Annotated in this window: 21 protein-coding genes; 19 read left to right on the forward strand and 2 right to left on the reverse strand. The window is 38.0% G+C overall.

Annotation, left to right across the window (positions count from 1 at the left end):
• Positions 1–32: 32 nt before the first annotated feature.
• Together IGK54_RS03665 and recN are read left to right on the forward strand one after the other, a co-directional pair.
• Complete coding sequence (locus IGK54_RS03665; protein WP_002358881.1) at positions 33–482, forward strand: arginine repressor; 450 nt, start codon at positions 33–35, stop codon at positions 480–482.
• 17 nt (positions 483–499) lie between these two features.
• The gene (recN, locus tag IGK54_RS03670) at positions 500–2,173 is read left to right on the forward strand and encodes a DNA repair protein RecN (RefSeq protein ID WP_010825092.1); all 1,674 of its coding nucleotides are present in this window, start codon (positions 500–502) and stop codon (positions 2,171–2,173) included.
• 90 nt (positions 2,174–2,263) lie between these two features.
• Here recN and IGK54_RS03675 read toward each other — a convergent pair whose 3' ends face one another.
• Entirely contained in the window at positions 2,264–2,374 is a 111-nt protein-coding gene (locus IGK54_RS03675; protein ID WP_002383399.1) for a DUF4044 domain-containing protein, read from the reverse strand.
• A gap of 67 nt (positions 2,375–2,441) precedes the next feature.
• Positions 2,442–3,407, reverse strand: coding sequence for a magnesium transporter CorA family protein (locus IGK54_RS03680; RefSeq protein ID WP_002390178.1), 966 nt, complete (start codon positions 3,405–3,407; stop codon positions 2,442–2,444).
• Between the two features lie 244 nt (positions 3,408–3,651).
• On the opposite strand from IGK54_RS03680, the gene IGK54_RS03685 reads away from it, so the two are divergent.
• The 17 genes from IGK54_RS03685 (at position 3,652) to ileS (ending at position 22,147) form a co-directional block, all read left to right on the forward strand.
• Positions 3,652–4,044, forward strand: a complete 393-nt coding sequence (locus IGK54_RS03685; protein ID WP_002383401.1) for a DUF3397 domain-containing protein — start codon at positions 3,652–3,654, stop codon at positions 4,042–4,044.
• Between the two features lie 232 nt (positions 4,045–4,276).
• Complete coding sequence (gene mraZ, locus IGK54_RS03690; RefSeq protein ID WP_002383402.1) at positions 4,277–4,762, forward strand: division/cell wall cluster transcriptional repressor MraZ; 486 nt, start codon at positions 4,277–4,279, stop codon at positions 4,760–4,762.
• Between the two features lie 14 nt (positions 4,763–4,776).
• Positions 4,777–5,730, forward strand: coding sequence for a 16S rRNA (cytosine(1402)-N(4))-methyltransferase RsmH (rsmH, locus tag IGK54_RS03695; RefSeq protein ID WP_430603349.1), 954 nt, complete (start codon positions 4,777–4,779; stop codon positions 5,728–5,730).
• A gap of 20 nt (positions 5,731–5,750) precedes the next feature.
• Positions 5,751–6,158: a cell division protein FtsL gene (ftsL, locus tag IGK54_RS03700; protein ID WP_002358883.1), complete on the forward strand. Its 408-nt coding sequence runs from the start codon at positions 5,751–5,753 to the stop codon at positions 6,156–6,158.
• Complete coding sequence (locus IGK54_RS03705) at positions 6,158–8,386, forward strand: penicillin-binding protein (protein ID WP_430603210.1); 2,229 nt, start codon at positions 6,158–6,160, stop codon at positions 8,384–8,386. Before ftsL ends, IGK54_RS03705 begins: the two co-directional genes overlap by 1 nt.
• Before the next feature lie 27 nt (positions 8,387–8,413).
• A complete protein-coding gene (gene mraY, locus IGK54_RS03710) occupies positions 8,414–9,379 on the forward strand; it encodes a phospho-N-acetylmuramoyl-pentapeptide-transferase (RefSeq protein WP_002368238.1) in 966 nt (321 codons plus the stop codon).
• Positions 9,380–9,401: 22 nt separating this feature from the next.
• Positions 9,402–10,772, forward strand: a complete 1,371-nt coding sequence (murD, locus tag IGK54_RS03715) for a UDP-N-acetylmuramoyl-L-alanine--D-glutamate ligase (RefSeq protein WP_002413954.1) — start codon at positions 9,402–9,404, stop codon at positions 10,770–10,772.
• 4 nt (positions 10,773–10,776) lie between these two features.
• Positions 10,777–11,868 carry an undecaprenyldiphospho-muramoylpentapeptide beta-N-acetylglucosaminyltransferase gene (gene murG, locus IGK54_RS03720; RefSeq protein WP_142957265.1) on the forward strand — a complete coding sequence of 364 codons (1,092 nt, stop codon included), beginning with the start codon at positions 10,777–10,779 and terminating at the stop codon, positions 11,866–11,868.
• Positions 11,869–11,876: 8 nt separating this feature from the next.
• The gene (locus IGK54_RS03725; protein WP_142957266.1) at positions 11,877–13,001 is read left to right on the forward strand and encodes a cell division protein FtsQ/DivIB; all 1,125 of its coding nucleotides are present in this window, start codon (positions 11,877–11,879) and stop codon (positions 12,999–13,001) included.
• 173 nt (positions 13,002–13,174) lie between these two features.
• Complete coding sequence (gene ftsA / locus IGK54_RS03730) at positions 13,175–14,497, forward strand: cell division protein FtsA (RefSeq protein WP_002355898.1); 1,323 nt, start codon at positions 13,175–13,177, stop codon at positions 14,495–14,497.
• A gap of 26 nt (positions 14,498–14,523) precedes the next feature.
• Positions 14,524–15,756, forward strand: coding sequence for a cell division protein FtsZ (gene ftsZ / locus IGK54_RS03735; protein ID WP_002355899.1), 1,233 nt, complete (start codon positions 14,524–14,526; stop codon positions 15,754–15,756).
• Positions 15,757–15,772: 16 nt separating this feature from the next.
• The gene (locus IGK54_RS03740; RefSeq protein ID WP_002358890.1) at positions 15,773–16,450 is read left to right on the forward strand and encodes a YggS family pyridoxal phosphate-dependent enzyme; all 678 of its coding nucleotides are present in this window, start codon (positions 15,773–15,775) and stop codon (positions 16,448–16,450) included.
• A 13-nt stretch (positions 16,451–16,463) separates the two neighbouring features.
• Complete coding sequence (locus IGK54_RS03745; RefSeq protein ID WP_142957267.1) at positions 16,464–17,108, forward strand: cell division protein SepF; 645 nt, start codon at positions 16,464–16,466, stop codon at positions 17,106–17,108.
• A gap of 28 nt (positions 17,109–17,136) precedes the next feature.
• On the forward strand, positions 17,137–17,394 hold the full coding sequence (locus IGK54_RS03750; RefSeq protein ID WP_002355902.1) for a YggT family protein: 258 nt from the start codon (positions 17,137–17,139) through the stop codon (positions 17,392–17,394).
• Positions 17,395–17,420: 26 nt separating this feature from the next.
• On the forward strand, positions 17,421–18,203 hold the full coding sequence (locus IGK54_RS03755) for an RNA-binding protein (protein WP_002355903.1): 783 nt from the start codon (positions 17,421–17,423) through the stop codon (positions 18,201–18,203).
• Between the two features lie 151 nt (positions 18,204–18,354).
• Positions 18,355–19,056, forward strand: a complete 702-nt coding sequence (divIVA, locus tag IGK54_RS03760) for a cell division protein DivIVA (protein WP_002355904.1) — start codon at positions 18,355–18,357, stop codon at positions 19,054–19,056.
• Positions 19,057–19,366: 310 nt separating this feature from the next.
• Positions 19,367–22,147 carry an isoleucine--tRNA ligase gene (ileS, locus tag IGK54_RS03765; protein WP_002387984.1) on the forward strand — a complete coding sequence of 927 codons (2,781 nt, stop codon included), beginning with the start codon at positions 19,367–19,369 and terminating at the stop codon, positions 22,145–22,147.
• Positions 22,148–22,174 lie beyond the last annotated feature (27 nt).

The following is a 22,174-nucleotide window of genomic DNA, read 5'->3' on the forward strand; positions in this document are numbered from 1 at the left end:
GGCAAGAGTAAACTGAAAAGGAGAGCGGCGCCATGAGAAAGCAAGATAGACACCGTTTAATTACACGTTTATTGACTGAAAAAAATATTCAAAAGCAAGAAGATTTTGTCAACTACTTACAAGAAAAGGGCGTAGCTGTAACACAAGCAACAATTTCTCGCGACATTAAAGATATGAAACTGATCAAAGTTCCATCTGCAGAAGGGGGTTATCGATATAGTCTTCCATTAGAAACACAAGCTAATACGAGTGCTAAACTTGCAAAGCTTTTAAAAGATGCCTTTGTAGCTGCAGAACAAATGGAAAAATATGTCGTATTACGAACCATTCCTGGCAATGCGGCGGCGTGTGGTAGTTTAATCGAAAAGAATTACCAAGAGAAACTTTTTGCCGTCATCAACGATGATGATAGTGTTCTCATGATTGCACGAACTGAGGAGGCGGCAGAAAAACTTCATAAAGAGCTGTTAAGCTATCTATAAAGAATGAGGTGAACAAGATGTTACAAGAACTTTCCGTGAAAAATTTTGCGATTATCTCTTCGTTACAATTAGAGTTTCAAATGGGTATGACCGTTTTAACGGGAGAAACGGGTGCGGGGAAATCCATCATTATTGATGCAATGGGATTACTCACAGGCGGACGTGGCTCCAGTGACTATATTCGTCAAGGAGCAAATAAATGCACCTTGGAAGGACTTTTTTCAATGCCGAAAAGTCAAGAATTAAAGCAATTATTAGAAGAATTAGGTATTGAAACAGAAGAAGATTCTTTAGTGATTCAACGAGATATTTCCGCTTCTGGTAAAAATGTTTGCCGTGTCAACGGACGAATTGTCAACATTACTAATTTAAAAAGAATTGGGGAATATTTAGTAGATATTCATGGCCAAAATGAACATCAAGAATTGATGCAAAGTGAACGCCATATTGATATGTTAGATGAATTTGGTGGGAAAAAACTTTTAGCAGTCAAAGAAAAATATACACGGGCATATCAAGAGTATCGCGCACTCGAAGCCAAAGTCAGAAAGCGACAAAAAAATGAAAAAGAGTTTGCCCAAAGAATGGACATGCTTCATTTTCAAAGTGATGAAATTGCTAGTGCACAGTTAGTCGCTGGCGAAGAAGAACAATTGCTAGAAGAACGCAATAAACTGAACAATTTTCAAAAAATTGCTGATGCACTGACGATTAGTTATGCCGCGCTAAATGGTGAAGACGATAGTAGTTTGGATAAAATCGGAACAAGTATGAATGAACTCGCTTCGATTGAATCCCTTGATCCAGAATATAAATCATTGTCAGATACTGTTCAAAATGCCTACTACTTACTACAAGAAGCTAGTGGAGATCTTTCTAGGTTGATTGATGGCTTAGAACTAGATGAAGGCCGCTTGAATGAAGTAGAAAATCGTTTGGAATTAATCCGTCAAATGAAACGTAAATATGGTGATTCGATCGAAACGATTTTATCTTACTATGAAGAAATCACCAAAGAGTTAGCAGAGGCTGATTTTTTGGAAGGTGGTACAGGTGACTTAGAAGCGTTGCTTGCAGAGAAACAACAAGCGGCTCATCAACAAGCGTTAGCTTTACGAAAAGAACGAAAGCGCCTAGCCAAAGAGCTTGAACAACAAATTTTAACCGAATTAAAAGAACTATATTTGGAGCGAACTGAATTTGAAGTCCGCTTTACAGAACTTGAGCATTTACAAGAAAATGGCTTAGACGGAGTAGAATTTTATATTACTACTAACCCAGGGGAACCATTAAAACCGTTAGTTCGGGTGGCTTCTGGCGGAGAACTTTCGCGAGTGATGCTGGCTATGAAAACAATCTTTTCTCAAACACAAGGGATCACTAGTATTGTTTTTGATGAAGTGGATACAGGAGTCAGTGGCCGAGTAGCACAGGCGATTGCCGATAAAATTTATCAAATTTCAGAAAATTCGCAGGTGTTGTGTATCACGCACTTGCCCCAAGTGGCGGCCGTTGCCGATGAACATTATTTTATTGAAAAAGAAATTGTGGCGGGTCGGACAGAAACAAGCGTCCGAATTTTATCTGAAAAAGAGCGAGTAAACGAAATTGCGCGTATGCTCGCAGGAAGTGAAATTACGAAATTAACCATTGAACATGCACAAGAGCTGTTGGCGATGGCGAAAAAATAGCCGCTCTATTTGAGCAAGTAAAAAAACAGCCCCTTCTATCAATTGAAGGGGCTGTTTTTTTACTTTTAATGTGTGAAAAAGTTCTCCAGTTTAAAGACTAAGAATCGCTGTTAAAACAGTTGAACCTACAATTGCGATCAGCATTAGCCAAACCACGACTTTCGTGATTTTTGAAAAGCGACTTTGTTCTTTGTCGTTCATAAATGACACGTCCTTTTTAATTTCTGCTAATAGTGTACAACCTTTTCCTGAAAACAGCAACCTAAAGTTATAAGAGATTCTTTTTCTTTAAAATTCGAATACTAATTACGCAGATTAAGGTAGTGATAGCAAAAATAATCCAAAAAGAATATTCATGCTCTGCAAAAGGGAGTTTCACATTCATGCCGTAAATTCCTCCGATGATGGTTGGAATGGTCAGGACAATTGTTAAGGATGTTAAAATTTTCATGACATTATTTAAGTTATTTGAAACGATTGCTGAAAAAGTATTACTAATGTTATCAACTAATTTTAGTTGTATTTTAGTCGTATTCAGTCCTTGTTCTAGTTCAATCAGAATATCCCTTAAAAATGGCAAATGTTTTTCTGGATGATTAAAAATTTCAGCGCTATATAAACGTTTTAATACTTTTAAATTATCCGTTAAAGCTGCTTCGAAATAAACTAGACTTTTTTGAATGTCCATAATCTGATACAATTGACTATTTTCTGTGGCTACTTGGAGCTCTCCTTCAAGTTTGTTGGTTTGTTGGATAAGTGCTTGTAAGTTTTTATTGAAGGAAAGGGCCATCTTCCATGAAAGGGCTAAAATTAAGGCCTTCTCAATAGAAAGATCTTGATGCGTGAACGCCTCTTTTTGAATCCCATGAACGATGTCGTTAGGCCCATTGCTAACAGTAATTAGTTTGTTATCGACGGTTGCGATTAAAGCAATCGGCACCGTTTCTACTTGCAGATAGCCACTAGGACTGATACTCGCTTTGGGATAACGAAATAAAAGTAACGTAGGCGTTTGTAATTTTTCGTGGCGGAAACCTTCCACTCGAGCATTTTCTTCATCATCTAAAACGCCGGTAAGATAATCTGTTGGTAAGTGGTATTGATTGACGAGACGCTCGATTTCTTCTTCTGTAGGAGATTCTACCGAAATCCAACTTAGGGATTCATCGTCTGGTGAACAAGGTTCAAAATAGTCATTTTTCAATAATAAATAATTAATCAAAAGATTCACCCCGAATCAACATTTTTTGTTCTAAATCCATTATAATAGAAGTATGACACAATACGAGAAGAAAAGCTTATAAAAAACATTCAAAAATAAGTGGCCGCGATAGGTGAGGCCTCGTTTTGAAAATGGTTTGATAAGTAATCCGTTTTTTATATGAAAAAGCAAGCAAAAAGGGCTTTTAGCACATATATTTAAACGAAATGAAACATCTGTGTAACGTTGATGAAGTATAGTTATAGCAGGTGGAATGAAAGGATTTGTTGAGAGAATGGTGTCGTTTTCGGCAATAATGTTATTTTGGTATATTTTTCCGGTAATTGTGCTCTTTGCGTGCAATTTTCTCGTGTCCACTTTTTCCCTAACGGAACGTTGGAAAATAAAAGCACCGGATTTGGCCATTCCGTTTTTATTCATAGGGATCCATGAGTTATCCAAAGATAGTTATGATGAATCGATTATGCCGTATTTTGTGATTTCTATTTTGTTATTAGGAGTCGCTGTTGCCCTGTTTCAAGCTTATTATTATGGAGAGATTTTATATAGACGATATTTCAAGATGTTTTGGCGGTTGACGTTTTTACTAACGTTTGTGTTGTATGTGTTGCTTATCTTGCTAAATATCAGTCATTATCTACTGTAATAAAGCGTGGAGACAATAGGGGAAATACGCTGTGGGAAAATGTCCCCCACAACTCCCCACTTCGTGGGGTTTTTTTGTTATTTTGGGGGTATTTGATAAAAAACATAGTAAAAACCTTGTTATAATAACATTTTTTGTTGGGTGATGCTTGTTACATAAAACCCTGTAAATATTACAGAAATTTTAAATAACAGTTAAAAAATAGAAGTTTTTAGATTTATAGTGGTAGAAAGTGGTGGGATGTGGTAGACTTGTTCTATCAAGTGGAAAAGCGGGTGTATTGGCTATGCTTATGGGTGAATACCAACATAATATCGATGCCAAAGGCCGCCTAATCGTTCCATCAAAGTTTCGTGAGGAACTTGGTGAAAAATTTGTGGTAACGAGAGGGATGGATGGCTGTTTATTTGGTTATCCTTTAAATGAATGGTCACAACTTGAAGCAAAACTTCAAGAAATGCCCTTAGCTAAGAAAGATGCACGTACCTTTGTACGATTCTTTTATTCCGCTGCAACAGAATGTGAGATTGATAAGCAAGGTCGTATCAATATTCCAGCGAATTTACGAACACATGCCAGTTTAGAAAAAGGCTGTGTTGTTATCGGCGTCTCTAACCGAATTGAAATTTGGAGTGACGAACGTTGGCATGCATTCTCTGATGAAGCTGAAGAAAACTTTGATGAATTAGCAGAAACAATGATTGATTTTGGATTTTAGGAATGAGGCAAATGATGACTGAAGAATTTCGCCATTACACTGTTCTTTTAAAAGAAACAGTGGATGGATTACAAGTGAAGCCGGATGGCGTATACGTAGATTGCACACTCGGTGGTGCCGGACATAGTGAATACTTACTGACACAATTGAATGAGCACGGTCATTTATATGCCTTTGATCAAGATCAAAAAGCGTTGGCACATGCTAAGACTCGTTTGCAGAAATATGTAGACAAAGGTCAAGTGACCTTCATCAAATCAAATTTTAGAAATATTAAAGAAGAATTGGCAGAACACGGGGTGTTCCATGTTGATGGAATTCTATACGATTTAGGTGTTTCTTCACCACAATTAGATGAAGCAGAACGTGGTTTTAGCTATCATCAAGACGCGCCCTTAGATATGCGCATGGATCAAGATGCATCCTTGACGGCTCGCGAAGTGGTGAATACGTATAGCTATGGTGAGTTAGTAAAAATTTTCTTTCGTTATGGGGAAGAGAAATTTTCGAAACAGATTGCTCGAGAAATTGAACGTGTTCGCGAAAAGCAACCAATTGAAACAACAGGTGAACTCGTTGAGATTATTAAGACGGCGATTCCAGCTCCAGCAAGACGCAAAGGTGGACATCCTGCAAAACGAATTTTCCAAGCAATTCGCATTGCCGTTAATGATGAATTAGGGGCAGTTGAAGAGTCGCTAGAACAAGCAATTGATTTGCTAGCGAAAAATGGCAGAATCAGTGTGATTACGTTCCATTCGTTAGAAGATCGTATAGTTAAAACAATGTTTAAAGAATACAGTACGGTACAAGATTTGCCACCAGGCATTCCAGTGGTACCAGAAGAATTTCAACCAGAATTAAAAGTAATTACTAGAAAACCAATTTTACCAAGTGACAGTGAGTTATCTGAGAATAATCGTTCACGAAGTGCGAAGTTACGCATTGCCGAAAAAAATAAAATCTAGATAGAGAGAGGGGTAGACACATGGCTGAATTGAAGAAAGTAAATGATTTCCATTATGAAGCACCAGAAATGGATCAGCCAACTGTGGCAACAGAGCAAGACAGAAAAATGCAAGAGGAAACACTACCTGTCCCCACTCTATTACCCAAAAAGAAACTAAAAAATGTCTCTTTACTAGAAAAATTAATCGGTGTTGTATTAGTTTGTGCAACGATTGGTATTGCAATTGCGACAATTCAAGTAAGAACGACAATTGTCCAAACCATGAACGATATTACAGAAACACAAGCAGTCATTAAAGAAAAGGAAGATAACGCTTTGAAATTGGAACAAGAAAGAAGCGAACTTTCTAAATCAGATCGAATCAAAGATGTCGCTAAAAAACAAGGACTAGAAAATAACGGCGACAATGTTAGGACTGTTAAATAATGAGTAAAAGACATAAATTTAAACAATTCATGAAAAAGAAAAACTTAAATCCGATGAACAATCGTAAAAAAGTAGGCATCATTTTATTCGCTACGAGTATTGGATTGTTCTTTTTATTTGCCTTTAGAACGACATACATTGTGGCAACAGGCAAAGTAGCCGGTGTATCACTAAAGGAAAAAACAGCTTCTCTATATGAAGGAAGCCAAGTGGTAAAAGCTAAGCGAGGATCAATTTTAGATCGATATGGTAATCCAATCGCAGAAGATGCTACTTCCTATTCGTTATATGTCGTATTATCAAAAAAATATACGGGACAAAATAATGAAAAGCTATATGCGGAGAAAAAAGACTTCGATGATATTGCTGAAATTTTAGCGAAATATACCAAACTAGACAAAAAAACAGCATTGAAATACTTGAATAATGGGATCCATGAAGATGGGTCAACACAATATCAAGTGGAATTTGGTACGGGTGGTCAAAACATCACCTTGGAAACACGCCAAAAAATTGAAGCAGATTTGAAAAAGAAAAAAACCTCAGGTGTTTATTTCAATGAACATCCAGCCAGATTATATCCCAATGGGCAGTTTGCTTCTCACTTTATTGGCTATACAAAAGCAGCCAATCCAGATGATGATAAAGAAGGCTTAGTAGGCGCGATGGGACTAGAACAGGCCTATAATGATATTTTAAGCGGAACCGATGGCCGTGTGTATTTTGAAAAAGATATTTACGGTAATGCCTTACCAGGAACTGTGGCGGAAGAGAAAAAAGCAGTGGATGGTCAAGATATTTACACAACGCTAGATAGTCGCTTGCAAAATACCTTAGAAGATTTGATGACGCAAGTTAATGAAAAATATGAACCAGTTTCCATGACTGCCATGTTAATGGAAGCAAAAACAGGCGAAATTGTTGCCATGTCTCAACGGCCAACATTTAATCCTGAAACGAAACAAGGATTAGACAATAATGGCACGTGGCAGAACCTATTGGTTGAAAGTCCGTATGAACCTGGTTCAACGCTTAAATTATTTACGTCGGCGGCTGCCATTGAGCAAGGATTGTTTAATCCAAATGAATCATTTAACCGTATAGGTGGTATCACTGTTGGTGACACCACGATTAACGACCATGATGTCGGCAATTTAAAAGACAAAACGTCTTTAACTTATCGTCAAGCTATTTCTTGGTCTAGTAATATCGGAATGGTGAACTTGGAACAACGAATGGGTGGCGACAAGTGGGTCGAATATTTGAAAAAATTTGGGTTTGGTTCAAGCACACATTCAGGTTTAACTTCAGAACACACTGGGAAACTTCCAGATAATAATATTGTTGATCGGGCCAATTCAGCTTTTGGTCAAGGGATTACGGTTACTAATTTCCAAATGATGAAAGGTTTCTCAGCTATTGCAAATGACGGTTCAATGTTGCAACCTCATTACATCAGCAAAATTGTTGACAAAAATACAGGAAAAGAAACGATTACGGAACCACAAATCGTAGGAACCCCAATCAAAGCGCAAACAGCTCAACAGATTCGTACGTACATGATTGATACTGTTGAAGACCCGACTTACGGGATTGCGTATGATATTTATAAAGTACCAGGCTATCATGTTGCTGCCAAAACAGGAACTGCCCAGATTTCAGATGGTAAAGGGTACGTTGATGGAGCAAGTCAAGTCTTGTCTTCTGTAGTGGAAATGGTCCCAGCGGATAATCCTGAATATGTTTTGTATATTACACTTAGACAAGCAAAATCAGGTTCGCCTTCAGAAGCAATGGCGGCAATTGCAAACCCATTAATGAAATTAGCGTTAGACATTAAAGAGACAGATCCGGAAACAACGAAAGTAGCTTCTGATAAAGTCACAGTTGCTGATTATAAAAACATGACACCAGCGGAAGCGTTGGCCAATGCCAAAGTGAACGGGGTGGATCCTGTGATTATCGGTGATGGTGAAAAAATCAAGAAACAATCAACACCGTCTGGTCAAACATTAATGCCTAATCAGAAATTGATTTTGATCACAAATGGAACGAACTATATGCCTGATTTAACCGGCTGGTCGAAGAGCGATGTTACCAAGTTTGGCGATCTATTAGGTTTGACTGTCGAGTTTAAAGGTGAAGGCTATGTGACGAAACAAAGTATCGCTGCTGAAACTGAAATTACGGAGAAAAAATTAACCGTGACTTTAGAAGGCACAGAATAATAACGTAGAATAATTAGGAGAGATAACATGGAGTGGACACAGATTTTTATTCCCATAGTGGTGAGTTTTGCCATTACAGTGAGCGTAATGCCACTATTCATTGGCTATTTTCAAATGAAAAAACAAGGGCAGGTTACTCGTGAAGATGGCCCAACTTGGCATAGCGTGAAAACAGGTACCCCTACAATGGGGGGAGTCGTTTTCCTTGTAGCCAGCTTGATTACTTCGCTAGCAATGGGGTTGTTCTTCCACCAATTTACACCGTCTCTACTAATTATTCTATTTATTTTAGTATTATACGGTTTGCTAGGTTATTTAGATGATTTCATTAAAGTCTTTAAAAAACGGAACATGGGCTTGAATTCTCGTCAAAAATTAATTGGTCAAATTTTTGGTGGGTTGGTTTTCTACTTTGTTTATCGAAGTGAAGGCTTTTCAGACACCTTAGATTTGTTTGGATTAGCAGAAGTTCCGTTAGGTATTTTTTATGGCGTGTTTATTATTTTTTGGTTAGTCGGTTTTTCTAATGCCGTGAATTTGACAGATGGGATTGACGGCTTAGTTGCTGGTTTAGGAACAATTTCATTTGGTACTTATGCAATTATTGCCTGGAAACAACAACAATTTGATGTTGTGATTATCTGCCTAAGTGTGATTGGTGGGCTGATTGGCTTTTTCCCTTATAATAGAAAACCAGCAAAAATCTTCATGGGTGATGTTGGTTCATTAGCATTAGGTGGATTGTTAGCAGCAATTTCAATTATTTTGCATCAAGAATGGACGCTACTTTTAATTGGACTTGTCTACGTTTGTGAAACAGCAAGTGTTATTTTACAAGTTGCTTCATTTAAATTATTTGGTCGACGGATTTTTAAAATGTCACCAATTCATCACCATTTTGAAATGTGTGGTTGGTCTGAATGGAAAATTGATTTTGTCTTTTGGTCTGTCGGTTTAATCTGTTCAGGAATCACATTATGGATTCTTTTCTAATCTATCAAAGGGGAAATTGACAATGAAAAAAATAACAACCTATCAAAACAAAAAAGTGTTGGTTTTAGGACTAGCTAAAAGTGGTGTCAGCGCAGCGAAACTCTTACATGAGTTAGGTGCGCTCGTTACCGTTAATGACGCAAAACAATTTGATCAAAACCCTGACGCCCAAGATTTATTAACCTTGGGTATTCGTGTTGTTACAGGGGGGCATCCAATTGAATTGTTGGATGAAGAATTTGAACTAATCGTTAAAAATCCTGGTATTCCTTATACAAATCCACTTGTGGCAGAAGCACTAACTCGGAAAATTCCTATCATAACTGAGGTGGAATTAGCAGGTCAAATTGCCGAATGTCCAATTGTCGGCATTACGGGCACCAATGGCAAAACAACCACGACCACGATGATTGGTTTATTGCTAAACGCTGACAGAACGGCTGGTGAGGCACGTTTGGCGGGAAATATTGGTTTTCCAGCGAGTACGGTGGCTCAAGAAGCAACGGCCAAGGATGATCTTGTGATGGAACTTTCTAGTTTTCAGTTAATGGGAATTGAGACGTTTCACCCACAAATTGCAGTAATTACAAATATTTTTGAAGCACACTTGGATTATCATGGTTCGCGGAAAGAATATGTTGCTGCAAAATGGGCCATTCAAAAAAACATGACCGCAGATGACACCTTGATTTTAAATTGGAATCAAGTAGAGCTTCAAACGTTAGCCAAAACCACAGCGGCCAACGTATTGCCTTTTTCAACGAAAGAAGCAGTAGAAGGGGCTTATCTTTTAGATGGGAAATTATATTTTAATGAAGAATATATTATGCCCGCCGATGAGTTAGGTATTCCTGGCAGTCACAATATTGAAAATGCACTCGCAGCGATTTGTGTAGCTAAATTAAAAAATGTATCGAATGTTCAGATTAGACAAACTTTGAAAAACTTTTCGGGCGTTCCCCATCGAACGCAATTTGTTGGCGAAGTTCAGCAAAGACGTTTTTATAACGATTCAAAAGCAACCAATATTTTAGCTACAGAGATGGCGTTAAGTGGGTTTGACAACCAAAAGCTACTTTTACTTGCGGGTGGCTTGGATCGCGGTAACTCATTTGATGAATTGGTTCCTGCTCTGCTGGGACTCAAAGCAATTGTTTTATTTGGAGAAACTAAAGAAAAATTGGCGGAAGCTGCTAAAAAAGCGAACATTGAAACAATTTTATTTGCTGAAAATGTTCAAACGGCGGTTACCATTGCCTTTGATTATTCGGAAAAAGATGATACTATTTTACTATCACCTGCTTGCGCAAGTTGGGACCAATACCCGAATTTTGAAGTACGCGGGGAAGCCTTTATGCAAGCTGTTCAACAATTAAAAGAAAGTGAAATGTGAGAAAATGAAGATACTAGTAACTGGTGGTGGCACAGGTGGGCATATCTATCCTGCGTTATCCTTCGTCGAACACGTCAAAAAAGAAGCACTTGCAACAGAATTCTTGTATGTGGGAACAGAAAATGGTCTAGAAAGTCAAATTGTGCCAAAGGCGAAAATTCCATTTAAAACGATTAAAATTCAAGGATTTAAGCGTTCGCTAAGTCCTCAAAATTTTAAAACAATTTATTTATTTTTAACAAGCATTAATAAAGCAAAAAAAATTATTCGTGAATTTCAACCAGATGTGGTCATTGGTACAGGCGGTTATGTTTCTGGTGCAGTAGTTTATGCGGCCCGCCAATTAAAAATACCGACAATTATTCATGAACAAAATAGTATCCCTGGAATGACAAATAAATTTTTAAGTCGTTATGTGGATAAAATTGCGATTTGTTTTCCAGATGTCGCTAGTTTTTTCCCGAAAGAAAAAACAATTTTAACAGGGAACCCGCGGGGACAAGAAGTCGTAACGGTGGAAAAGTCAGCTATTTTATCAGAGTTTGGCTTGGATCCAGCAAAGAAAACGGTGGTTTTATTTGGCGGAAGTCGTGGCGCCTTGAAAATCAATCAAGCGTTTGAACAGGCCTTTCCTTTGTTTGAAGAGAGAGAGTATCAAGTTTTATACGCTTCAGGAGAAAGATATTATCAGGAACTTCAAGAAAGTCTAAAGCTTTCTGAAAAGAAATTGACAAACATAAGTGTGCAACCGTATATTGATAAAATGGTTGAAGTGATGGCTAATACCGATTTAATGGTGGGACGTGCAGGAGCAACCTCAATTGCGGAGTTCACCGCATTAGGATTACCAGCAATTTTAATTCCGAGTCCTTACGTCACGAATGATCATCAAACGAAAAACGCGCAAAGCTTAGTAAAAGTTGGTGCTGTTGAAATGATTCCAGATGCAGAATTGACCGGCGCTCGTTTAGTTGCGGCAATTGATGATATTTTATTAAACAATGAAAAAAGACAACAGATGGCAACGGCGTCCAAAGGGGAAGGCATCCCAGATGCAAGTGATCGTTTGTATCAAGTTGTGAAAACGTTAGTCTGAGATAGGAGGTGTGGAAGATTAGTAACGAGAACGATATATTCAAAAAAAGAAAACCATTACCTCCAAAAAAATCGGAAGAGTCTCAACCTGAACTGACACCTTGGCAAAAACAAAACCAAGAATATTTGAAGAAGCAAGCGGAAGAAGCTGCTTCAAAAGGTGAAAACGAACAAGCAGAAGTCACCATCACTTTACAAGAACAAAATCAAGAAGAGCCTCAACAACATCTTCCACAAGAAACAGTGGAAGAAGAGGAGCATTTTGCAGATCGTTTACCGAACGTTAAGAAAACACGGAACAAGCGCTTATATAGGCGTTTAGCCTTTATTTTAACTTGTTTAGGGACAGCCATTTTAGTGGCATTGTATTTTGTTTCGCCTCTTAGTCGATTGAGTGAAGTAACAGTTTCAGGTAACAAAAGTGTGGAGAGTCAAGCGATTATTCAGCAGTCAAAACTTGAAACGGGCAGTGGCTTATGGGAGCAGTATTCAAATAGAAATTATTTTTCTGCAAATATTCAGAAAAAGTTTCCAATTATAAAAAAGGCGAACATTAAGTTAAATGGTATTAATTCATTTAAAATTGATATTCAAGAGTATCAAATTGTCGCTCTTGCTGCGACTAAAGGCGGCTATCATCCGATTTTAGAGAATGGTAAAACTTTGGCGGAAACCACCAAAGCTGCTGAAAGTGGCAAACCAATTTTTGAGAATTTCAAAGAGGATAAATTAATCCCTGAATTAATGGCCTCTTACAACAAATTACCTCAAGAAATTAAACAAGGAATTTCAGAAATTAAATATGCACCATCCAAAACCAATAAAGACTTGATTAATGTCTATATGAATGATGGAAATCGAGTGATTGTTAATATTTCTGATTTAAGTGAAAAAATGGCTTATTATTCACAAGTAGCCGAGCAAATGGACAAACCTGGAATCGTTGATATGGAAGTCGGCATTTTTTCTTATCCGTATGAAAAAGAAAGTGAAGAAACGGGTAGTGAAGTTTCCGAAGATTCAGCGGTTGGAAATCAAGAAGTTGCGGACCCAAATGCAGGCGTAGCAACGGATGAAGCGAATAACGGTACGCCGACAAATGGAGAAAATCAAGAAGTGCAACAAGCAGAATAAGTTTTTTACAAAAATGTTTCAAAAATTAACGAACAAATTCGTATAATCTGCTTTCTAAAACCCCCATTTTTATGGTAAAATTGGAAGAAGTGAATAATACTAAAAAAGAGATAGTTAAACGGACGCCTTTGTCCGCTTAGATATTGGAATTAATAGGAGGAGGAATTCCGTTCATGGCAAAAACAGGAATGTATGTAGGCCTCGATATTGGTACAACTTCTGTCAAAGTAGTTGTCGCTGAATATATTGAAGGTCAAATGAACATCATCGGCGTTGGAAATGCAAAATCAGACGGTTTGAATCGAGGGATTGTCGTCGATATTGATCAAACAGTTCAAGCGATCCAACGGGCCGTTCGACAAGCCGAAGAAAAAGCCGGCATTCAAATTAAAAGCGTAAATGTTGGATTACCAGCGAATTTATTAGAAGTAGAAAGCTGTCAAGGAATGATAGCTGTTAGCAGTGAATCAAAAGAAATTACAGATGAGGATGTGCGCAACGTCGCATCTGCAGCTTTGGTTCGTTCAACTCCTCCTGAACGTCAAATTGTTGCAATCTTACCGCAAGACTTTACCGTCGACGGCTTTGAAGGCATCAAAGACCCACGTGGAATGCTTGGCGTTCGCATGGAGATGTTTGGCGTTGTCTATACTGGACCAAAAACAATCATCCATAACATCCGTAAATGTGTTGAAAAAGCTGGCTTAGGAATTAACGAATTAGTGATTACACCGCTTGCTTTAACAGAAACAATTTTAACAGATGGCGAAAAAGACTTTGGAACAATTGTCATTGATATGGGTGGCGGTCAAACAACGACATCTGTTATCCACGACAAACAATTGAAATTTACTCATGTTAACCAAGAAGGCGGCGAGTTCATCACGAAAGATATCTCAATCGTATTGAATACTTCTTTTAACAACGCCGAAGCCTTAAAAATTAATTATGGAGATGCTTATCCAGAAAGAACTTCAGCAAACGAAGAGTTTCCTGTTGATGTTATCGGTAAGTCAGAGCCTGTAAGAGTGGACGAACGTTACCTTTCAGAAATTATTGAAGCGCGTGTGGAACAAATTTTGAGAAAATCAAAAGAAGTTCTGGATGAAATTGATGCGTTTGAATTACCTGGAGGCGTTGTATTAACTGGTGGCGCCGCTAGTATGCCAGGTATTGTCGATTTGGCGCAAGAGATTTTTGAAGCCAACGTAAAACTATACGTACCAAATCACATGGGCTTACGTAACCCAGTCTTTGCTAATGTCATTAGCATTGTGGAATATTCAGCGCAACTAAACGATATTTATCACATTGCCAAATATGCAATCCCTGGTGAAAAATCGAAACCAGCACAATCAGTCGCTGTCCAACAAGAAGTTCGCTATGACACATATGCTGAACAGCCTCAAGAAGAATATGAAGAATTCAACGAACGTGAGTCTGGTGAAAAAGTGACAGGCAAAATCAAAGACTTCTTCTCGAACATTTTCGACTAATCACACAAACAGGAGGATACGATATCATGGAATTTTCATTAGACAATAACATTAACAACGGTGCAGTCATTAAAGTTATCGGTGTAGGTGGCGGCGGCGGAAACGCTGTAAACCGTATGATCGAAGAAAACGTTAAAGGCGTGGAATTTATCACAGCCAATACAGACGTTCAAGCATTAAAACATTCAAAAGCAGAAACAGTGATTCAATTAGGCCCTAAATACACTCGTGGTTTAGGTGCTGGTTCACAACCTGAAGTTGGCCAAAAAGCTGCAGAAGAAAGTGAACAAGTGATTTCAGAATCATTACAAGGCGCGGATATGATTTTCATTACTGCTGGTATGGGTGGCGGAACTGGTACAGGTGCTGCCCCAGTAGTTGCAAAAATCGCTAAAGAATTAGGCGCTTTAACAGTTGGTGTAGTAACTCGTCCATTTAGTTTTGAAGGTCCAAAACGTGGTCGTTTTGCCGCTGAAGGAATTGCCTTATTAAAAGAAAACGTTGATACACTATTAATTATCTCAAACAACCGCTTATTAGAAGTCGTTGACAAGAAAACGCCAATGCTTGAAGCATTTAGAGAAGCTGATAATGTATTACGTCAAGGTGTTCAAGGGATTTCAGATTTAATCACTGCACCAGGTTACGTAAACTTGGACTTTGCTGACGTGAAAACAGTGATGGAAAACCAAGGAACAGCTTTAATGGGAATTGGTGTAGCGAGCGGCGAAGAACGTGTAATTGAAGCAACGAAAAAAGCTATTTCTTCACCATTGTTAGAAACATCAATTGATGGTGCGGAACAAGTCTTATTAAACATTACTGGTGGCTTAGACATGACATTGTTTGAAGCACAAGATGCTTCAGATATCGTTACAAATGCTGCTTCAGGTGATGTGAACATCATCCTAGGTACATCAATCAATGAAGATTTAGGCGACGAAATTCGTGTAACAGTAATCGCTACAGGTATTGATGAATCAAAAAAGGATAGAAAACCGCACCGTCAAACAAGACAAGCGGTTCAACCAATGCAACAAACAACTCAATCTGTGGAAATGGATCAACCAAAATCACAAGAAGAAGCAAGTGCTTTTGGCGATTGGGATATTCGCAGAGAACAAAATACACGTCCAAAAGTTGATGAATCTTCATTAGAACAAGTAGACAAAAAAGAATTTGACACATTCCACCGTGAAGAACCAAATCACAATGATGACGAATTAAGTACGCCACCATTTTTCCGCAGAAAACGATAAGGAGCATCGATTAGAAATGATAGCTGAAAACTTAACAAATATTAATAATCAACTTCAGCTAGCATGCAAAAGCTCACAGCGCTCTGTTGCTGATGTGACAATGATTGGCGTCACTAAATCAGTAGGAATTGAGGAAGCAGCAGAGCTTGTTCAGCTTGGTGTCCAGAATTTAGCTGAAAACCGAGTAGATAAGTTACTAGAAAAGAAAGCTGGATTGGAAAAATTTAATGATATTCAGTGGCATTTAATTGGTAATTTACAACGTAGGAAGGTAAAATTAATTATTAATGAGATAGATTATTTTCATGCATTAGATAGTCTGAGTCTAGCCAAAGAAATTCAAAAAAGAGCAACGAAAGTTATTCGTTGTTTTGTTGAAGTGAATATAACTGGGGAAGAAAGCAAGCACGGCTTTCGTAAAGAAGACGTCTTACCTTTCATTCAAGAACTTGCTGATTTGGACAAAATTCAAATCGTCGGTCTAATGACTATGGCACCTTTTGGGGCAAGCGAAGAAGTATTACATGCAACATTTAGAGAATTAAAAGAGCTGCAAATGACCGTAAATGAGAAACATTTATCTTTTGCTCCTTGTACAGAACTTAGCATGGGAATGAGTAACGATTTCCCAATCGCAGTTGAAGAAGGTGCAACTTTTATACGAATCGGAACAGCGTTATTCAGAGATGCGTAAAGGAGAGGAATTTATGTCAATTTTTAACAAGGATGCGTTATCGAGCTTTTTTGGCTTATCTGGCGAAGAAGATGATTATTATGATAACTACGAAGAATATGAAGAGCGCAAAGCAGTTAATGAACCACTGCGTCGTGCAGCTCGGCCTAAACCACAACGCCCTGTTCAACAACAGGAAAGTTACAGTCAGCCAGCTTATACACAACAAAGTGAGCCTGTAGTTGAAAAACCTTCTGCACGCTATCGTTCTGCTGAAGCGCATCAAGAAAGAGACACACAACAAGCTGCTTACACAGAGAAAAAAGTGGTTTCTATGCGTAGTTCTAATCAATCAGCGACTACGAATACAAGACGAGCACAAGAAAGCACCGCCAATGCAAAAACACATAAAATTACTATTATTGAACCACGTGTGTATTCAGAAGCAATGAGCATTGCGAAACATTTATTTGCTGAAGAAGCTGTGCTAGTTAATTTTACATTAGTAGAAGAAGACCAAGCACGACGCATCGTTGATTTCTTAACTGGTACTGTGTATGCTTTAGACGGAGATATTCAGCGCGTTGGCAATGAAATCTTCTTATGCACACCAGCGAATATGGAAATTGATAGTGCGACAGCACAATCTTTAGCCAACAAACAATTCTTTGATTTCTAAGCCTTAGGGAGGTGTTATTATCGCAACACTGATTACTCTATTATACAAAGGCGTTCAAATCTATTCAGGATTACTAGTGATTTACGCGCTACTTTCATGGTTTCCAGGAGCATATGATTCTGCTTTCGGGCGTTTGCTCTCTAGAATTTGTGAACCATACTTAAGTTTGTTTGACCGTTTGAATTTAAGGATTGGAATGGTTGGATTTAACGTAATGGTAGGGATTATTGTCCTTAACCTAGCAGCGGGTGGCTTAGCAGTCATTTTACGAGCTATTGTTTATTAATAACTTTTAGAAAGGATGATTTATCTATGAACGCAAATGTGTATCAACATTTCCGCAAAGATGAACATCCTTTTATTGACACTGTCGGGGATTGGCTAGAGCAAGTGGAGATGCAATACGCGCCTTATTTGACAGACTTTCTTGATCCTAGACAGGCGTATATTTTGGAAACGTTGATTCGACAAAACAGTGATTTATCGTTTACTTTTTATGGTGGTTATGAGCAAGCAGAACGAAAACGCTGCTTGATTTATCCAGCGTATTACATACCAGAAGAGACAGATTTTGGTGTTGTATTATTTGAAATTATTTATCCATCTAAATTTGCGACATTATCTCATGGGAAAATTTTAGGCACCTTGATGAATGTTGGGGTTCGTAGGGAAGCCTTTGGAGATATTATTTCCGATGGTGATAAGTGGCAGGTTTTTATAGCACAAGAAGTAGCTGGCTTCGTTGTTAACCAAGTCGACAAAATTGGTAAAATTACTGTTCGCTTAGAAGAACGGGATTATACACAAATTTTGATACCGAAGGATGGTTGGCAAGAAGAGCGAACGACTATGAGCTCTTTGCGGCTGGATAGTGTGATTTCCGCCGTATTTAATATTTCAAGGCAGCGATCAAAACAATTGATCGAATCTGGTAAAGTAAAAGTCAATTGGACAGAAACGACACGACCAGATTTTGCCTTAGACTTATTAGATATTGTTTCGATACGAGGATTTGGGCGCCTTCAGATTCAAGAATTAGAAGGAAAAACAAAGAAAGAAAAATTTCGTGTCCTCTTAGGGGTATTGAGAAAATAATCTCGAACTTTTGTTTAAGAAAACCATTTTGGCTGTTCATTCAGACGAAGTTGTGTATAATAAAAAAAGTAAGATATTTGCTATTTCAGGATTAGTATGAGAATGTGTTCATAAGGGGTTTTACAAAAATAATCCAAAGAGGTGAAGGAATATGGCATTAACTCCATTAGATATTCAAAACAAAGACTTCTCAACAAAAATGAGAGGCTATAACCAAGACGATGTAGATGACTTTTTAGATCAAGTCACACGTGATTATGAAGATGCATTACAAAAAAATCGTGAACTTGAGAAATCATTAAAACACGCAGAAGAAAAATTACAATACTTCAATGAATTGAAAGATGCATTGAATCAATCAATTATTGTTGCACAAGATACCGCTGATAAAGTGAAATCAAGTGCCAATAAAGAATCAGAAATGATTATCACTTCGGCAGATAACCAAGCCAAAGAAACCTTGGTAGAAGCTGAACGTAAATCAAATGCAATGATTGCAGATGCTGAAGCGAAATCAACACAAATCTTAGCAGAAGCAATTGAACGTGCCCGTCAATTAGCTGGGGAAACAGAAGACTTGAAGAAGAAAACACGTGTCTTCCATCAACGCTTAAGCTTAATGCTTGAAACTCAATTAGAGCAAGTGAAGAGTGAAGAGTGGGAAGAGATTTTAAAGCCTTTTTCTAGTTATGTCGGAGACAAACATACAGCAGTTAAGGAAATTCTTGATGAACAAGACCTTGACAACGAAAATGAAACTGTTGTAAACTCTGAAGAGAACACAGATGCTGTAGTAGAAAAAAAGCCTGTAATTGAAGTCACTGAAGAAACAATTGAAGAAGAATCAAAATAGATAGAACAGAACGTTTAATGTTTATTCTTAGCAGCGAGTCAATGATAGTGAAAGTTTGACAGACACTGGCATTAAACAGATCCTCTATCCTAGATGCAGTTCTGAACACTTGAGTAGGAACTGCCGGATAATTACCGTTATCAATTTCAGAGAAAGTAGGGGCAACTCTACTTTGAATTTGGGTGGTAACACGAGTACTTCGTCCCTTGGGATGGAGTACTCTTTTTTTATCTACTTTTATCAGCTATCGTTCATCTTTAGTATGAACTAACACAATTAAATCGATAAAATGAAAGCGAGGCAAATGCATATGAAAATGAAAGAAACATTGCAATTAGGAAAAACAGCTTTTCCAATGCGTGGGAACTTGCCAAACCGTGAAGCAGAATGGCAAAAAGATTGGGAAGAAAAAGGCTTATATGAACAACGTCAAAAATTAAACGAAGGAAAACCAACCTTTGTTTTACATGATGGCCCTCCGTATGCAAACGGAAATATTCATTTAGGACATTCTTTGAATAAAATCAGTAAAGATATTATTATTCGTTCAAAATCAATGTCTGGTTTCCGTTCTCCTTATGTGCCTGGTTGGGATACTCATGGTTTACCAATTGAGCAAGTGTTAACCAATAAAGGGGTTAAACGTAAAGAAATGACTGTCGCTGAGTATCGCGAAAAATGTAAAGAGTATGCCTTATCACAAGTCGATAAACAACGTAACGATTTTAAACGTTTAGGTGTGTCAGGCGATTGGGAACATCCATACATTACGTTAGATCCAGAGTATGAAGCAGCAGAAATTCGTGTTTTTGGTAAGATGGCAGAAAAAGGCTATATTTATAAAGGCTTAAAACCAATTTATTGGTCTCCTTCAAGTGAATCTTCTTTAGCAGAAGCAGAAATTGAATACAAAGATGTAAAATCACCTTCTATTTACGTAGCTTTTAATGTGGCCGATGGTAAAGGTCTTTTAGATAACGAGACAGCCTTCGTCATCTGGACGACAACCCCTTGGACATTACCAGCCAACTTAGGTATTTCAGTTAATCCTGATTTTACGTATGTTGAAGTGAAGGCAGACGGTCGTAAATTTGTAATTGCTAAAGATTTATTAGCAACAGTTAAAGAAGCGGTTGGTTGGGAAGAAGTAGAAGTCTTGCGAGAATTTTCTGGTGAAAAATTAGATCGTATGACAGCTCAACATCCATTCTATGATCGAACATCACTTGTTATGCTAGGCGACCACGTGACGCTAGATGCTGGGACTGGCTTAGTTCATACCGCACCAGGGCATGGTGAAGATGACTATATCGTTAGCCGTAAATATGATTTACCTGTTATTTCTCCTGTTGACAGCCGTGGGGTCTTTACAGATGAAGCACCTGGTTTTGAAGGAATTTTCTATGACAAAGCGAATCCAATGATTACTGAGTTATTAGAAGAAAAAGGCGCGTTATTAAAATTAGATTTCTTTACGCATAGTTATCCACATGACTGGCGTACCAAAAAACCAGTTATCTACCGTGCAACGCCACAATGGTTTGCTTCAATCTCTAAATTCCGTCAAGATATTTTAGATGAAGTTGAGAAAGTTGACTGGCTAATTCCTTGGGGAAAAACACGTTTGTATAATATGATTCGTGACCGTGGTGATTGGGTAATTTCTCGCCAAAGAGCGTGGGGTGTACCATTACCGATCTTCTATGCTGAAAATGGGGAAGCCATCATTACGCCAGAAACAATTGAACATGTAGCGAATTTATTTGCAGAACATGGATCAAATATCTGGTTTATGCGTGAAGCAAAAGAGTTACTACCAGCAGGCTTTACACATCCAGGTTCACCAAATGGCGAGTTTACCAAAGAAACAGATATCATGGACGTTTGGTTTGACTCAGGTTCTTCACATGAAGGAGTTTTACGAGAAAGAGAAGAGTTAACTTTCCCAGCAGATATGTATTTAGAAGGTTCTGACCAATATCGTGGTTGGTTTAACTCAAGTATTACAACAAGTGTCGCTATCAATGGAGTAGCGCCTTATAAATCAATTATTTCTCAAGGGATGGTTCTCGATGGCGAAGGCCGTAAGATGAGTAAATCGTTAGGCAATACTATCTTACCTGAAAAAGTTATCAATCAAATGGGTGCAGATATCTTACGCTTGTGGGTAAGTAGTGTTGACGCGGAAGCCGATGTGCGTGTCTCAATGGATATCTTAAACCAAGTATCTGAAGTGTACCGGAAAATCCGTAATACTATGCGTTTCTTGTTAGCGAATACGAGTGATTTTAATCCAGCTGAGCATACTGTAGCTTATGCTGATTTACGTTCTGTAGATAAATACATGACGGTTCGTTTAAATCAAGTCATTCAAGAAATCCGTGAAAATGGTTATGAAAAATATAATTTCATGCATATTTATCGGACAGTTATGAACTTCTTAACTGTGGATCTATCTTCTTTCTATTTAGACTTTGCGAAAGATGTCGTTTATATTGAAGCAGAAAATGATTATCAACGTCGTTGTATGCAGACTGTTTTCTATCAAACATTGGTTTCATTAACAAAATTATTGACACCAATTATTCCACATACAGCGGAAGAAATTTGGAGTTTCTTACAAGAAGAAGAAGAGTATGTGCAATTAGCTGAATTCCCAGGTTACGAAACGTTTACTAATGAAGAAGAATTGATGGATACATGGGCAGCCTTTATGGATTTCCGTGACAATGTCTTAAAAGCGTTGGAAGAAGCTCGTCATTCTAAATTAATCGGTAAATCGTTAGAAGCTAAAGTAACTGTTTATCCAAATGAACAAATTCGTCAATTAATGACAGCTGTTGATGCAGATATTGCTCAATTACTAATTGTTTCCGACTTTGAAGTATCAAAAGAAGTAGCACCTAGTGAAGCTGTTCAATTTGAAGACATGGCTATTTTAGTTGAAAAAGCAGAAGGCGAAACGTGCGACCGTTGTCGTTCCGTTCGTCAAGATGTCGGCTCAGATGAAAAATTACCAACACTTTGTGGCCGTTGTGCACACATTGTTGAAGAAAATTATCCAGAAGCGGTTGCTGAAGGATTCGAATAAACAAGAAAAAAGATCCGCTAGTCGTTA

This window comes from Enterococcus sp. DIV2384 (assembly GCF_050534975.1).
Classification (GTDB): domain Bacteria; phylum Bacillota; class Bacilli; order Lactobacillales; family Enterococcaceae; genus Enterococcus; species Enterococcus faecalis.